The following is a 13,701-nucleotide window of genomic DNA, read 5'->3' on the forward strand; positions in this document are numbered from 1 at the left end:
TCGAGAAACGCCTGCGCCGCGTCACCGTCGCCCCGGCGCGTCCCTCCTCACGCCCTCAGACACGCCCCGAACGCCTGAAAAGAGAAGAGGACATGACTTCCCAGCCCGGAAAGCTCCTCATCACGACCCTGACGGCCGCGGTCGTCGCCGCATCGGCCACCGCCTGCGGCGGCTCCGCGGATTCCGGTGAACCCGCCGCCAAGAGCACCGCGAACTCCTCCGCCCTGCTCTACGACGAACTGCCGCAGCAGCAGCGCAAGGCCGGCAAGATCGTGGTCGGCTCGGACATCAGTTACGCGCCGATGGAGTACTACGACACCGACGGGACCACCGTCCTCGGCTTCGACAAGGAGCTCGCCGACGCCCTGAGCAAGCAGCTCGGCGTCCCCTTCGAGTTCAAGAACGCCTCCTTCGACGGTCTGATCACCTCGCTGAGGTCGCAGCGGATCGACGTGGTGATATCCGGGATGTCGGACACCAAGGAGCGCCAGGCCAGCGTCGACTTCGTCGACTACTACACCGCCGGCGCGATGCTCCTGGTCAAGAAGGGCAACCCCGAGAACCTGAAGACGCTGGCCGACCTGTGCGGCAAGACCATCGCGGTGCAGCGCGCCACCACCCAGGAGGGATACGCCGAGGAGCAGAGCAAAGCCTGCGAGAAGGACGGCGAGAAGGAGATCGAGATCCTCTCGTTCGACCGCGAGACCGAGGCGCTGCTCCAGGTCAAGCAGGGACGCGCGGTGGCCGGCCTTGAGGACTACCCGGTCGCCAGCTACAACGCCCGTACGTCCGGCGAAGGCGCGGACTTCGAGGTGGCAGGCGACCAGATCGAGGCCGGGCCGCTCGGTATCGCGGTCGCCAAGCAGGACACCGAGCTGCGCAATGTCATCCAGAAGGCTCTCGACGCGATCATCGACGACGGCACGTACAAGAAGCTGATCGACAAGTGGGAGATCCCCGCGGGCGCGGTCACCGAGGCGAAGATCAACTCGGGCACATGAGCGAGCCGATCAGGGCGGTCCCGGTCCGCCACTACGGACGGTTGGTGTTCCTGGTCGCGCTGGTCGCCTTCCTCGCGCTGGCGGTGTGGGCGTTCGCGGGCGCGGACATCGACTACTCGGTCACCCTCCACTTCCTCACCGCCGACACCGTGCTGAGCGGCCTGGGCAACACCATCGTCATCAGTGTGCTCGCCCAGGCCCTCGGCATCGCGCTGGGCGTGGTCTTCGCGATCCTCGGGCGGTCCCGGTACGCCGAGATCCGCGCGTTCTCGGCCGGCTACGTCTGGCTGTTCCGCGGCACGCCCGTCATCGTCCAGCTGCTGCTCTGGTACAACCTGTCGCTGGTCATCGACACCGTGACGCTCCCGGGCCTGGGAAGCTGGCAGACGAACGAGCTGATCACCCCGTTCGTCGCGGCTCTGCTCGGCCTCGGCATCAACGAGGGCGCCTACATGGCCGAGATCGTCCGGGCCGGCATCGACTCGGTCGACAAGGGCCAGACGGAGGCCGCGCAGGCCCTCGGCATGTCCCGGCTGCTCACCCTGCGCCGGGTCGTGCTGCCGCAGGCCATGCGGGTCATCGTGCCGCCGACCGGCAACGAGTTCGTCGGGATGCTCAAGACCAGCTCGCTGGCGTACGCGATCCAGTACGGCGAACTGCTCCAGTCCGCCGTGAAGATCTACTCCAACAACCTGATGATCGTCGAGCTGCTGCTGACCGTCTCGATCTGGTACGTGGTCCTGACCACCGTCGCCACGGTGCTCCAGCGCTTCCTGGAGCGGCGCTACTCCAAGGGGGTCCAGCGATGACACCGGTCGTCCGCGCACGCGGGGTGCGCAAGAGCTACGGCGACACCGAGGTGCTGTCCGGCATCGACCTGGACGTCGAACCCGGCGCGGTGGCCTGCATCATCGGGCCGTCGGGCTCCGGCAAGTCCACGTTCCTGCGCTGCGTCAACCACCTGGAGAAGATCGACGCCGGTCGCCTCGAGGTCGACGGCCGGCTGGTCGGCTACCGCGAACACGGCGGCAGACTCTACGAGTTGCGCGAGAGGGAGGTGGCCGCGCAGCGACGTGACATCGGCATGGTCTTCCAGCGCTTCAACCTGTTCCCGCACATGACCGCGCTGGAGAACATCATGGAGGCACCCTGCCGGGTCCGCCGTGAGCCCAAGGCCGTCGTCCGTGAACGTGCGCTCGCCCTCCTCGACCGGGTCGGCCTCGGCACCCGCGGCGACGCCTACCCCGCCCAGCTGTCCGGCGGGCAGCAGCAGAGGGTGGCGATCGCGCGGGCCCTGGCCATGGAGCCCAAGCTGATGCTGTTCGACGAGCCGACGTCCGCGCTCGACCCCGAGCTGGTCGGCGAGGTCCTGGACGTGATGCGCGACCTGGCGACCTCCGGCATGACGATGCTCGTGGTCACCCACGAGATCGGTTTCGCCCGCGAGGTCGGCGACTCCCTCGTCTTCCTGGACGGCGGCACGGTCGTCGAGTCCGGAGCCCCCAGGGAGGTCCTGGCGGATCCGTCGCACGAGCGCACGCGGGCGTTCTTGTCCAAGGTGCTGTGACGCGTTCTCGTGTCCAAGGTGCTCTGACGGCGGCGTCCGGGTCGCATGGACGCGGCGGCACGGGCGCCGTAATCTCTGACTCAGTCAACTGTTCTCTCGCCGGGCCGGGCCGTCCGGGACGACGGCAGACCGGCCACCGGTGCCTCGCAGGGCAGGTGTCCCATGACCGTGCAAGACATCCGCTCGTTCAACCGCTTCTACACGAACCTCATCGGCGCGCTGGACTACGGCCCCCGGCTGCACACGCCGTACACGCTCACCGAGGCCCGTGTGCTGTACGAGCTCGCGCACTCCCCGCGCACCGATGCCGCCGATCTGCGCGCCGAGCTCTCCCTCGACGCCGGGTACCTGAGCCGGATCCTGGCCAGATTCGAGAACGAGGGGCTGATCGAACGGGCGCCGTCGGAGCGGGACACGCGGCGCCGACGGGTGACGCTGACCGCGCGCGGGCGCGAGACCGCCGCGATGCTGGAGGAGCGTTCGAGCCAGGCCGTGGCGTCGCTGCTGGCGACCGTGCCGGCCGACGAGCGGCCCAGGCTCGCCGAAGCGATGCGGACCGTCCGCGGGCTGCTGTCCGGCGGCCGCCCGCCGACGGCCGAGGACGTCGTGCTGCGCGAGCCCGGCCCGGGCGACCTGGGCTGGATCGTGCAGCGCAACGCCGCGCTGTACGCCGCCGAGTACGGCTGGAACACCGACTACGAAGGCCTGGTGGCCCGTATCGTCGCCGACTTCGCCGAGGACCACGACCCGCATCTGGAGCGGGTGTGGATCGCCGAGCTCGACGGGCGCCCGGTGGGCTGTGTGATGTGCGTACGCGATGAGGCGCCCGCCACGGCGCGGCTGCGGCTGCTGCTCGTCGAGCCGGACGCGCGCGGTCTCGGCATCGGCGACCGGCTGGTGCGCGCGTGCGTCGACTTCGCGCGGGGCGTGGGCTACCGGGACCTGGTGCTGTGGACGAACGACGTCCTGACCGCGGCCCGCAGGATCTACCAGCGGCACGGCTTCGTCCTTGTCGCGGAGAAGCCGCACCGCTCGTTCGGGGCCGATCTGGTCGGACAGGACTGGCGACTGCCTCTGCACGAGGACGCCGGGCGACGGGTAGGGTCCGCACCGGGCCCGCCCTTCCCGGGGCTCACGGACTCCGGCCGGGCATGCCCGTCGACGCGCACGCCCGGCCCGCCCCAGCGAGGTGAAAAGCAGTGAAACTGGCCTTCTCGACCCTCGGCGTGCCGGGGCTTCCCATCGCCGACGTGGTGCGGCTCGCCGCCGAGCACTGCTATCACGGCGTCGAACTGCGCGCCCACGAGGAAGAGCCGGTGCACCCGGGCATCGGGCTGACCGAACGGGCCGACGTCGCCGCCGAGTTCAAGTCGGCCGGCATCCAGATTCTGGGAATCGCGGGGTATGCGCGCGTGGCGGCCCCCGGCGCCGACGAGCCGGTGCTCACGGAGATCCGCGGACTGCTGGAACTCGCCCGGGACCTCGGCGCGCCCTTCATCCGCGTCTTCCCCGGCGGCGGCACGAAGCAGACTGCCGAGGAGGCCGACGCGACGGCCGCCCGTCGGCTCGGCACCGCCGTGGAGTACGCCGGCGACCTGGGCGTACGCATCCTCCTGGAGACCCACGACTCGCACCGCACGGGTGCCGCCGCCACCCGCGTCCTCGGCCAGGTGGGCCATCGCCGCCTGGGCGCCCTGTGGGACGTGATGCACACCTGGCTCGGCGGTGAGCAGCCCTCCGAGACGTACGCCGCACTGTCGCCGTATCTCGGCTACGTCCAGGTCAAGGACATCGCGTCCGCCGAGGACACGACACCGCTGCCGCTCGGCTCGGGCGTCCTGCCGCTCACCGAGTGCGTGGAGGTACTCATGCGGAACGGCTGGGACGGCTGGCTGTGCTGGGAGTACGAGAAGCGCTGGTACGAGGCGGCTGCGCCGCTGCCCGGCCTGCTGAGGCCGGGCCGGGAACACCTGGCACGGTTGCTCAACGAGTCGGCCTGACCCTCGGCGGGCATGTCACCTGGCCGCCGAAATGTGACAGTTGACCGGCGACTGTCACATTCTGGCGAGCAGGTGTAGTGCCCCTACGCTGTGAGCACACGCACCCACAGCGTCTTACCGACTCCGCGGTCCCGGACCTCCCACGCGTCGGACAGCGCCGCCACGAGAGGGAGACCACGGCCCGACTCCGAGTCGAGGGCGGGCGGCGACCCGGGCAGCACGGGCAGGACCGGGCGGCAGCGCGAGGCGTCAGAGACCTCGATCTCCACCGACTTCTCCCCGTCGTAGGCGAGGACCACCTCGAAGAGCCGGCCCGGCACGCGGCCGTGGCGCACCGCGTTCGTGGACAGCTCCGAGACGATCAGCGCGATCGCGTAGGAGGCGTCGGCGGATACGGACCACTCGGCCAGCCTGGCCAGCACCTCCCGGCGGGCCGCGGGTACGGACCGGGGAACCGGCGTGAATCTCCGCCGCCAGGAGCGCGAGGTGGCGCATGCGCCGTGACTTTCCGTGTTCATGGGAACACTGTCGGCCCACCTCGCTACCGTCACCAGTGACCGAGCGTCGACGCCCGAGTCGGGCAATTCACCCTGGGCGGACGTTGATTGGCGTTGAGCCGTGTTGAAGGGGTGGCTGCGTTGGGGCAGGCCAAGAAGAACTCGTCCTCACCCGCCGCGCAGTACTTCGCGGAAGTGCTGCGCATGCTGCGCACGAAGGCCGGGCTGTCGCAGAACGAGCTGGGCGAACGCATGAACTACACGGGCGCGGCAGTGAGCGCCGTGGAAACCTGCGCCAAGCCCGCGACCGACGAGTTCATCGAGGCGGCGGAGAAGGCGCTGGATGCCGGGGGGTTGGTCGCGGCGGCGGCGAAGTATCTGCGGTTGGAGCGGTATCCGGAGTACTTCCAAGGGTTCGTGCAGTTGGAGCAGGAGGCATTGAGTGTGTCGTCGTACTGCAGCCAGCTGATCGAAGGGTTACTGCAGGCCGAGTCGTACGCCCGCGCGCTGCTGAGCTGCGACTTCCCGCCCCTTGATGAAGCAGAAATCGAGCAACTGACACTTGCGCGAATGGAGCGCAAGGCACTGTTCGAGCGGAAACCGGTCTGCGTCATCAATGTCATCCTCGAAGAGGCCGCACTCAGGCGACGCATCGGCGGGGTCGAGGTGATGCACAGACAGTACGAGTACCTCATTGAGTGCTCACAACGGCCCAACCTAGTCGTCCAAGTCATGCCGGCAGACCGAGGTGCACATGCCGGGCTGCGCGGCCCGATGAAGCTCGTCGAAACACCCGAGCAAACCACGCTTGTATACACGGAAGCGCTCGGCAAGAGCCTGCTCATCTCCAAGCCCGCAGAGGTCGGTGTGCTTGCCCGCCGCTATGCAATGATCAGAAGCCAGGCCCTCCGACCGGAGGAATCCGTAGAGCTGATCGAGCAGTTGGCGGGTGAGCTATGAGCGATCTGGTCTGGTTCAAGAGCAGCTATAGCGACTCGGGAGGTGGCGACTGCGTCGAAGCGGCTTTCGACTGGTTCAAGAGCAGCTACAGCGACTCCAGCGGCGGCGATTGCCTAGAGGTGGCCACCACCACCGCCGTCCACATCCGTGACTCCAAGGCCCCAGATCGGCCCTACCTCACGGTCTCCTCCGAAGCCTGGGTCGCCTTCCTCACGCACCCGGCCACCCGTTCCTCCAGCCGCACCCGGCACTGAGGCCACTCCGCCGCTGTGATCGAGTAGATCGCGGAGTCACGCAGCCGACCTTCCTCACCCGGCGCCCACGACCGGGACCAGTTCCGCAGCACGCCCTCGAAGCGCGCGCCCACGCTCTGGATCGCGGCACGGGAACGGCTGTTACGGGCGTCCGTCTTGAGGTCGACCCTGGACACGCCCCAGCTCTCGAATGCGTGCCGGAACAGCAGGAGCTTGGCCTCGGCGTTCACGCCGGTGCCCTGGGCCGACTCCGCAAGCCAGGTGAAACCGACCTCGACGGCGTCGAGTTGGTCGTCGGACAACCACGAACGCGGCTCCCAGTAGGACGTGGCGCCGACCGCTCGTCCCGTGGCCGTCGACACCTGGGCGTAAGGAGCCAGCTTCCCCGCCGCCGCGCGGGCGAGCTGCGCGTCGATGTAGTCGGCGACCTCGTCGGCCATCGGCACCCAGGTGAACTCGTACGTGCCCCGGTCCTCCTCCGCCGCCACCGCCAGGTCGGCCGCGTGCCGATGCTCCAACGGCTCCAGGCGCACCAACGCGCCCTCAAGGACTGGCCCCTCCAGCTTGAAGTTCAACGCCCTATGTCCCTTCGCAACTCCGCGAACGCCTCGTGGAAGCCCGGGAAAGTCTTCCGCACGCATCCGGGGTCGTCGAACGAAATACCCGGCACCCGGAGTCCGGTGACCGCGAAGGACATGACGATGCGGTGGTCGCCGTACGACTTGATCTCCGCACCCGACAACGGAGCGGCACCCGGCCGGATCTCGATCCAGTCGGGGCCCGTGGCCACCTCTGCCCCCAGCCGCCGCAGGTTCTCCGCGCAGGCCTCCAGCCGGTCGCATTCCTTCACGCGTGTGTTCGCGACGTCCTCGATCCGCACCGGGCCGGAGGCGAAGGGGGCGATGGCCGCCAGCGTCGGCATGGTGTCGGAGATGTCCCGCATGTTGACCGTCAGCCCGTGCAGATCCCCCGTTCCCCTGACCGTCGTACCGGCCGAACCGATCTCCACGTGCGCGCCCATGCGGCGCAGTACCTCCACGAAACCCAGGTCGCCCTGCAACGCCCCCTCCCCCAGCCCTGGGACCGTCACCTCGCCGCCGGTGACGGCGGCGGCCGCGAAGAAGTAGCCGGCGGTCGAGGCGTCGGGCTCGATGGCGTACGTCGTGGCCCGGTAGCCGCCGGGCGGTACGAGGAACACGTCGCCCTCGCGCCGCACCTCGACCCCGAACGCCCGCATCATCGCGATCGTGATCTCGATGTACGGCACCGAGACCAGGTCCGTGACCCTTATCCGCAGGCCCTTGCGCGTCAGCGGGCCCAGGAGCAGCAGTGCCGTCAGGTACTGCGAGGACTGGCCTGCGTCCAGCGTCACCTCCCCGCCCTCGACGCCCGCCGCCTCCACCGTCAGCGGGTGGTGGCCCTCCGCCTCCTCGTGCCGCAGATCCACGCCAAGGTCGCGCAGGGCTCGCGTCAGTGGGAGGAGCGGGCGGCGGCGCATCTGGGCGGAGGCGTCGAAGCGGTATGTGCCGTGGCCGGTGGCGGCCAGCGTCGGCAGGAAGCGGGCCGTGGTCGCGCCATCACGGCAGTACACGTCTGCCTCCGTCGCCGCCGGGCCCTGGGGGCGGCCGTCTATCTGCCAGGCCCCCGGCGTCCGGCCGACCCGGTAGCCGAGCCGGGCCAGGCCCTCGGCGAAGCCCTCGGTGTCGTCCGAGCAGAGGGGACGCCGGAGCGTGGTGACGCCGTCGGCCGCCGCGGCCAGGAAGAGCGCGCGGGCGGTGATGGACTTGGAACCGGGGATGTCGACTACGGGCATGCCTCATGATCGGCCGACGGTGGCCTCGCGCGCCACGATATCCACGGGATGGACGACCGCCCGTCGCACGGGCGTACCCGCCTGGGGCGCGGTCCGCTGCCGGACGGTGTCGTCGAGGTACGGCTCGACCCCAGGCCGGTACGGCGGTTGTACGCACTGTGGCGGACCGGGGCCGCCCGGCGGCCCGCGATCGCTGAGACGGTCCGCGCCCTGCAGGCCCACTGGCCGAAAGTCTCTGCACACGCGCCCCGGTGAGCGCCGGCGCACCAACTTCGCGGAATCTCCGTGATACGGGGAACCTGTGCCCACACGCCCGCGTCCAAACGGCATGCTGACGGATGAGTCTCCGCAGGGCGGTGTCGGCCTCGCTGCTGGCTGCGATCGCTGACCACCCTCTCCACCGCCTGCGGCCGGCAGCACGCCGTCACCGGCGCGCCCCCCTCCAACTGCGCCGGTGACGGCCCCTCATCTCAGGTAAGTCCGCGCCGCGTTGGCGCAGTCACACGAATGCAGTTGTACACCTGTGCAGTGCTGCCCGGGAGATCGCGCGCACTCTTGACTGTAAGAAATTGTCAGGATATCCGTGGCGTCGCGGAAGTTTCCTTCATCGCCTTCTTCACCACGCCCCTCCATGGATCCCCGGGATCTCCTCCGGAAGGAGCGCACGTGCAGTACAGACACTCCGGAACCTCCAGACGCACTCTCCTCGCCGCCACCGCGGGCGCGGCTGCGGCCATTGCCGCGGGCGCCGGCACGGCGCACGCCGACGCCGACGCCGACGCCGACGCCGACGCAAACACCGGAAGCGGCCAGGACGAGAGGCTCAAGGCCCTCATATCCCGTATGAGCCTCGAGGAGAAGGTCGGCCAGCTCTTCGTGATGCGGGTGTACGGCCACTCCGCTACCGAACCCGACCAGGCCGACATCGACGCCAACCTGAAGGAGATCGGGGTCAGGACGGCCGCCGAGCTCATCGCCGAGTACCGCGTGGGCGGCATCATCTACTTCGCCTGGGCGCACAACACCCGTGATCCGCACCAGATCGCGGATCTGTCCAACGGCATCCAGCAGGCGGGGCTCTCGCTCCCCAACGGCCTGCCCCTGCTCATCTCCACCGACCAGGAGCACGGCATAGTCGCGCGCGTGGGCAAGCCCGCGACGCTGCTCCCGGGCGCGATGGCGCTCGGTGCGGGTGGATCGCGGTCCGACGCCCGCCGGGCCGCGCAGATCGCCGGAGCCGAACTGCGGGCGATGGGCATCCGGCAGAACTACGCGCCGGTCGCCGACGTGAACGTCAACCCGGCCAACCCCGTCATCGGCGTACGTTCCTTCGGCGCCGACCCGGAAGCCGTGGCCGGACTGGTCGCCGCTCAGGTCAAGGGCTACCAGACCTCCGACATCGCCGCGACATCCAAGCACTTCCCGGGGCACGGCGACACCGCGACCGACAGCCACTACGGCTTCCCGGTCATCGAGCACACCACGGAGCAGTGGGGGCAGCTGGACGCACCGCCGTTCCGCGCGGCCATCGCGGCCGGCATCGACTCGATCATGACCGCGCACATCATGGTCCCGGCACTCGACCCGTCCGGCGACCCGGCCACGCTCTCCCGACCCATCCTCACGGGCATCCTGCGCGAACAGCTCGGCTACGACGGTGTCGTGGTGACGGACTCGCTCGGCATGGCGGGCGTACGCCAGAAGTACGGCGACGACCGCGTCCCCGTCCTCGCCCTCAAGGCGGGCGTCGACCAGCTGCTGAACCCGCCCAGCCTCGACATCGCCTGGAACGCGGTCCTGAACGCCGTCAAGAGCGGGGAGCTGACGGAGGCGCGGCTCGACGAGTCGATCCTTCGCATCCTCCGGCTCAAGGCGAAACTGGGTCTCTTCAAGGATCCGTACGTCTCCCATGAGGGCGTCGACCGGGCCGTGGGCACCGAGGCGCATCTCGCGGCCGCGGACCAGATCGCCGAGGAGACGACGACGCTGCTCGTCAACGAGCAGGGCCTGCTGCCGCTGTCGCGCCTCACCCACAAGAACGTGCTGGTCGTGGGCGCGGATCCCGCCTCCCCTTCCGGCACGACCGGCCCGCCCACGGCCGTGTTGGCGGGCGCGCTCACCGAGCTGGGGTTCTCCGCCACCGCACTCTCCACCGGTACGGCACCCTCGCAGGCGAAGATCGACGAGGCGGTGGCGGCGGCCCGGGGCAAGGACACTGTGGTCGTCGGCACGTACAACGTCTCGGCCGCCAGCTCCCAGCGCACCCTCGTCGACGCGCTGGTCGCGACAGGCGCGCCGGTCGTCGCGGTGGCGATCCGCAACCCGTACGACGTGGCACAGCTGCCCGGCGTCGGCGCGTACCTCGCCTCGTACTCCTGGACGGACGTCGAACTGCGTGCCGCGGTACGGGTGATCGCGGGCCGCGCCAGGCCCGAGGGCACCCTGCCGGTGCCGGTGCAGCAGGCCGACGACCCGGCGCAGGTGCTGTATCCGATCGGCTACGGGTTGACGTACTAGCTGCGCAGTCCGGCGTACGCGACGTACGCCGGACACCCGGCGCGCCACCCCCAAGAGACGCAAATCCCCTGTACATCTGGCGTGTGCCCGTTCCGGCAGGTCACGCTGGGTGGATCTATGGGGGGTTGGGCATGCACAACGCGCGGACCGCGGGGGTGGTGTGCGCGTCGCTGCTGATCGCCGCAGCGGCGCTCACGGGATGTCAGAAGTCCCCGTCTTCGGGGACGGGTTCGGAGGACGGCAGGCTCGGCGGACAACCGTCGCCGACCCGGCCGTCGGGATACGGCGCGATGTTCCTCGCCCTCGACGAGTGCAGCTCGCGGGGGCGTGAGACGTTCACCGAGGTGTCCTGCACCAGCGAGAAGGCGGCGGCGCGGGTCGTCGCGCGCTACGACGGCAGTGTGTCGGAGGGGCCGACGTGTCCTGAGCGCACGGACTTCGTGCTGCACATCAGCGAGAACAGTCCGGCACTGGACGAGGACGGCGACGGGACCGTGCCGCAGGGGTACGCCTGCATGCGCAACCTCGAGGCACCGCATCCCGGGGATCCCGGGGGCGGGGGCGGGCCTCGCACGATCGTGGGCGACTGCGTGTACTCCGCGGGGCGCGGGGAGGTCCGCGAGACGTCCTGCGACGGCAAGGGCGAGGAGGCACCCGAATACCGGGTGACGAAGGCGGTCACATCTCGCCCCAAGTGCCCACCGTCGACGTCCCTCTACGTCGACCTGGGCGGGCCCAAGCCGGTGGGCTGCGCGAAGCGCGTCTGACGCACTGCTGCGCTGGGGGCAGTCGTTCCTCCCCCAGTGCCTTAAGGGCCTGGGAGGTGCCCCCAGGGCGGAACGGGTGGGCACAGCGGAGCCCCGCGGCGCCGGGCTGCGCCCTCGGACCCCCGCCCACCACGACCGGGGGCGGGGCTTCGTCGGCGGGTGCGGGCAGTGGCCGCTTTGTGCCCACCCTCCCCCATTGCCTTAAGGACATGGGAGGTACCCCCATCGCCCTGCGGAACGCCTGCCCACAAACCGGCGGCGCCGCCGCCACAGGGGGCGGCGGCGCGGCCGCCTACGGCCGCAGTGCCGGCTCTCGCCGGAGCTGCTGGCGGTCCAGCTTCGCGTCGTACGCGGCCAGCGGCTTCGCCTCAGCCGAAGCTGCTGCCGGAACCCCAGCCCACGCGAGAATCCGCGACGTCGCAACGTCGCGATCGGCCTCGCTCAGCCCCGCGACCCGCGCCCCGTGATTCGCACCGGGCGCCGTGAAGACATAAGAGTCACGCGCCCCCTTCCCGAGCCGGAAGGGCTCGGCACCCCACGGGTCGTTCTCCCCGTACACGTACAGCATCCGCTGCGCGTTGTGCCGCACCCAGCTGTCGACGTCCCGCATCACCCACGGCTGGAACGTCATCGGAATGGACCGCGGCACGAAGTTCCGCGGTGGCTGGTATCCGTAGCGGGAGAGGTCCCCCAGCCAGGGCTGCTGGATGGTGGGCGCGCCGAGCTGGGTGCCCGCCTGGTAGTAGTACGGCGTGTACGGCTCGAGGCCCTGGTCGGTGTAGAAGGACCAGCCGGAGATGGCGTCGACGTAGTCGAAGAGCTCCTGGTCCGTCGCGGTCGACGCGTCCGGCACGTCGGCGCACTCGGCCTCGAGGTGGTACTGCCAGAAGCCCCACACCAGGTCGAGGACGACGGCCTCGTACGCCTTGTCGAGGGAGCCGACGGTCGTGAACGTGAAGCCGTTCTCCTCGGCGTACGCGGCGTACTTCTCCTCCAGCGGCTCACGCCGCACGAGCGCCTCGCGCTGCACCGCGTTCAGCCCCTCGCGGCACTCCTCGGTGCCGACCCGCTCGAAGAACTCGTCGTACGCCGAGTCCTCCTTGTTCACCACGTCGTTGGGCGCGACGTATGCGACGACGCCGTCCATGTCGCGCGGATAGAACCGCTCGTAGTACGTGGCGGTCATGCCGCCCTTCGAGCCGCCGGTGGCCAGCCACTTCTGGCCGTAGATCGGTTTCAGCGCCTTGAAGATGCGGTGCTGGTCGCTCGCGGCCTGCCAGATGTCGAGCGTGGACCAGTCGGCCGGGTCGGGCCGGGACGGCGTGAAGAAGCGGTACTCCATCGACACCTGGTTGCCGTCGACGATGCGTGTCGGCTCGGAACGGCTGGGCGTGGTCGAGACGTTGTAGCCGGAGGTCGAGAAGACGGTCGGGCGGCTGGTGTCCTTGTGCAGCACCGTGATGCGCTGCTCGAAGGTGCCCTTGGACGGGTGCCGGTGGTCGACCGGCTGGGTGTAGTCGAGGACGAAGTAGCGGTAGCCGGCGTACGGCTTCTCCTCTATGAGGCTTATGCCGGGAACGGCGAGAAGCCGGTCCTTGATGTCGGTGTCGGCGGCCGCCGGTTCTGCGGCGGTGGCCGCACCGGCCGTGCTCAGGGTGCCGATCAGCACCACGAGCGACAGCAGCCATCTGACTGCCTTGCGCATGCACCCTCCCCTGGTGGAACACGGATGTGCGCCGGAACCTAGCGGAGCAACCGGCCTGACACCAGGGGAAGTTGGGATTTATGGGGAAGGAGAGGGAACGAAGAGGGATCACCCTCAGCAGAGGATCCAGCCCGAGCTGACCGAGCCCGAGCCGACTGCTCCCTTGATCCATACGCAGCGGTGGCCCGCATGCACCGTGACCGGGCCCGCGTGATGGGTGTAGCGCCCGCTGTCGCGTACCGGACGGCTGCCGCGTGCCTGCACGCTGACGGACATCTGCTTGCGCGTGCCGGGCCGCTTGGCGAACGTCACGGCGCAGAGGTAGCCGCGGCTCTTGTAGACGCGCACGTCACCGGTGGAGAAGGGGAGTGTGCGGACCTTGCGTCCGGGACAGAGGGCGGCGGCTTCGGCGGTGCCGCTGCCCGGACCCGCGAGGGTCAGCAGCACTGTCGCCGTCAGTACGGCCGTACCGAGCGCGCTACCGCGCCCGAAGATCCGGCATATCGCACCATTGTCCACAGCAGCCCCTCTGGTCACGTCTGCATCACCGTACTGGTGAACGGACGCGCCGCGCTGGGCCCTGGTTGCGTTCACTCGCCGAACGGGCGGACCGGGAGCCG

General features: G+C 69.7%; 14 protein-coding genes and 1 pseudogene. 10 read left to right on the forward strand and 5 right to left on the reverse strand.

Annotated elements, in window-relative coordinates:
- Positions 1 to 92 precede the first annotated feature (92 nt).
- From H1D24_RS32550 to H1D24_RS32570, 5 genes are all read left to right on the forward strand, one after another.
- Positions 93 to 1,001 (forward strand): ABC transporter substrate-binding protein, encoded by a 909-nt coding sequence (locus H1D24_RS32550; protein ID WP_181661319.1) that lies wholly within the window; start codon positions 93 to 95, stop codon positions 999 to 1,001.
- Positions 998 to 1,810, forward strand: a complete 813-nt coding sequence (locus H1D24_RS32555; protein ID WP_181661320.1) for an amino acid ABC transporter permease — start codon at positions 998 to 1,000, stop codon at positions 1,808 to 1,810. Before H1D24_RS32550 ends, H1D24_RS32555 begins: the two co-directional genes overlap by 4 nt.
- Complete coding sequence (locus tag H1D24_RS32560) at positions 1,807 to 2,568, forward strand: amino acid ABC transporter ATP-binding protein (RefSeq protein ID WP_181661321.1); 762 nt, start codon at positions 1,807 to 1,809, stop codon at positions 2,566 to 2,568. The genes H1D24_RS32555 and H1D24_RS32560 overlap by 4 nt, the downstream gene beginning before the upstream one ends.
- A gap of 162 nt (positions 2,569 to 2,730) precedes the next feature.
- Positions 2,731 to 3,771, forward strand: coding sequence for a bifunctional helix-turn-helix transcriptional regulator/GNAT family N-acetyltransferase (locus H1D24_RS32565; protein WP_181661322.1), 1,041 nt, complete (start codon positions 2,731 to 2,733; stop codon positions 3,769 to 3,771).
- A complete protein-coding gene (locus H1D24_RS32570) occupies positions 3,768 to 4,568 on the forward strand; it encodes a sugar phosphate isomerase/epimerase family protein (protein WP_181661323.1) in 801 nt (266 codons plus the stop codon). Before H1D24_RS32565 ends, H1D24_RS32570 begins: the two co-directional genes overlap by 4 nt.
- Before the next feature lie 83 nt (positions 4,569 to 4,651).
- Here H1D24_RS32570 and H1D24_RS32575 read toward each other — a convergent pair whose 3' ends face one another.
- Complete coding sequence (locus tag H1D24_RS32575; protein WP_181661324.1) at positions 4,652 to 5,086, reverse strand: ATP-binding protein; 435 nt, start codon at positions 5,084 to 5,086, stop codon at positions 4,652 to 4,654.
- 111 nt (positions 5,087 to 5,197) lie between these two features.
- Here H1D24_RS32575 and H1D24_RS32580 point away from each other — a divergent pair, with 111 nt between their 5' ends.
- Complete coding sequence (locus H1D24_RS32580; protein ID WP_309484518.1) at positions 5,198 to 6,025, forward strand: helix-turn-helix domain-containing protein; 828 nt, start codon at positions 5,198 to 5,200, stop codon at positions 6,023 to 6,025.
- Positions 6,022 to 6,279: a DUF397 domain-containing protein gene (locus tag H1D24_RS32585; RefSeq protein ID WP_181661326.1), complete on the forward strand. Its 258-nt coding sequence runs from the start codon at positions 6,022 to 6,024 to the stop codon at positions 6,277 to 6,279. The genes H1D24_RS32580 and H1D24_RS32585 overlap by 4 nt, the downstream gene beginning before the upstream one ends.
- Here H1D24_RS32585 and H1D24_RS32590 read toward each other — a convergent pair.
- Together H1D24_RS32590 and aroA are read right to left on the reverse strand one after the other, a co-directional pair.
- The gene (locus H1D24_RS32590; protein ID WP_181661327.1) at positions 6,198 to 6,854 is read right to left on the reverse strand and encodes a GNAT family N-acetyltransferase; all 657 of its coding nucleotides are present in this window, start codon (positions 6,852 to 6,854) and stop codon (positions 6,198 to 6,200) included. The two genes, H1D24_RS32585 and H1D24_RS32590, sit on opposite strands and share 82 nt — an antisense overlap.
- On the reverse strand, positions 6,851 to 8,092 hold the full coding sequence (gene aroA, locus H1D24_RS32595) for a 3-phosphoshikimate 1-carboxyvinyltransferase (protein ID WP_181661328.1): 1,242 nt from the start codon (positions 8,090 to 8,092) through the stop codon (positions 6,851 to 6,853). The genes H1D24_RS32590 and aroA overlap by 4 nt, the downstream gene beginning before the upstream one ends.
- Positions 8,093 to 8,170: 78 nt before the next feature.
- Here aroA and H1D24_RS42880 point away from each other — a divergent pair.
- The 3 genes and pseudogenes from H1D24_RS42880 to H1D24_RS32605 form a co-directional block, all read left to right on the forward strand.
- Positions 8,171 to 8,347 (forward strand): annotated as a pseudogene (locus H1D24_RS42880) (LysR family transcriptional regulator); the annotation flags it as partial.
- A 252-nt stretch (positions 8,348 to 8,599) separates the two neighbouring features.
- Positions 8,600 to 10,609 carry a glycoside hydrolase family 3 protein gene (locus H1D24_RS32600; RefSeq protein WP_374064456.1) on the forward strand — a complete coding sequence of 670 codons (2,010 nt, stop codon included), beginning with the start codon at positions 8,600 to 8,602 and terminating at the stop codon, positions 10,607 to 10,609.
- A gap of 131 nt (positions 10,610 to 10,740) precedes the next feature.
- Positions 10,741 to 11,376 (forward strand): hypothetical protein, encoded by a 636-nt coding sequence (locus tag H1D24_RS32605; RefSeq protein WP_181661330.1) that lies wholly within the window; start codon positions 10,741 to 10,743, stop codon positions 11,374 to 11,376.
- Between the two features lie 292 nt (positions 11,377 to 11,668).
- Here the strand turns inward: H1D24_RS32605 and H1D24_RS32610 are convergent, their stop codons facing one another.
- Both H1D24_RS32610 and H1D24_RS32615 read right to left on the reverse strand, forming a co-directional pair.
- Complete coding sequence (locus H1D24_RS32610) at positions 11,669 to 13,081, reverse strand: serine protease (protein ID WP_181661331.1); 1,413 nt, start codon at positions 13,079 to 13,081, stop codon at positions 11,669 to 11,671.
- 114 nt (positions 13,082 to 13,195) lie between these two features.
- Complete coding sequence (locus H1D24_RS32615) at positions 13,196 to 13,600, reverse strand: hypothetical protein (RefSeq protein ID WP_181661332.1); 405 nt, start codon at positions 13,598 to 13,600, stop codon at positions 13,196 to 13,198.
- Positions 13,601 to 13,701 lie beyond the last annotated feature (101 nt).

This window comes from Streptomyces himalayensis subsp. himalayensis, from assembly GCF_013778455.1.
Lineage (GTDB): Bacteria > Actinomycetota > Actinomycetes > Streptomycetales > Streptomycetaceae > Streptomyces > Streptomyces himalayensis.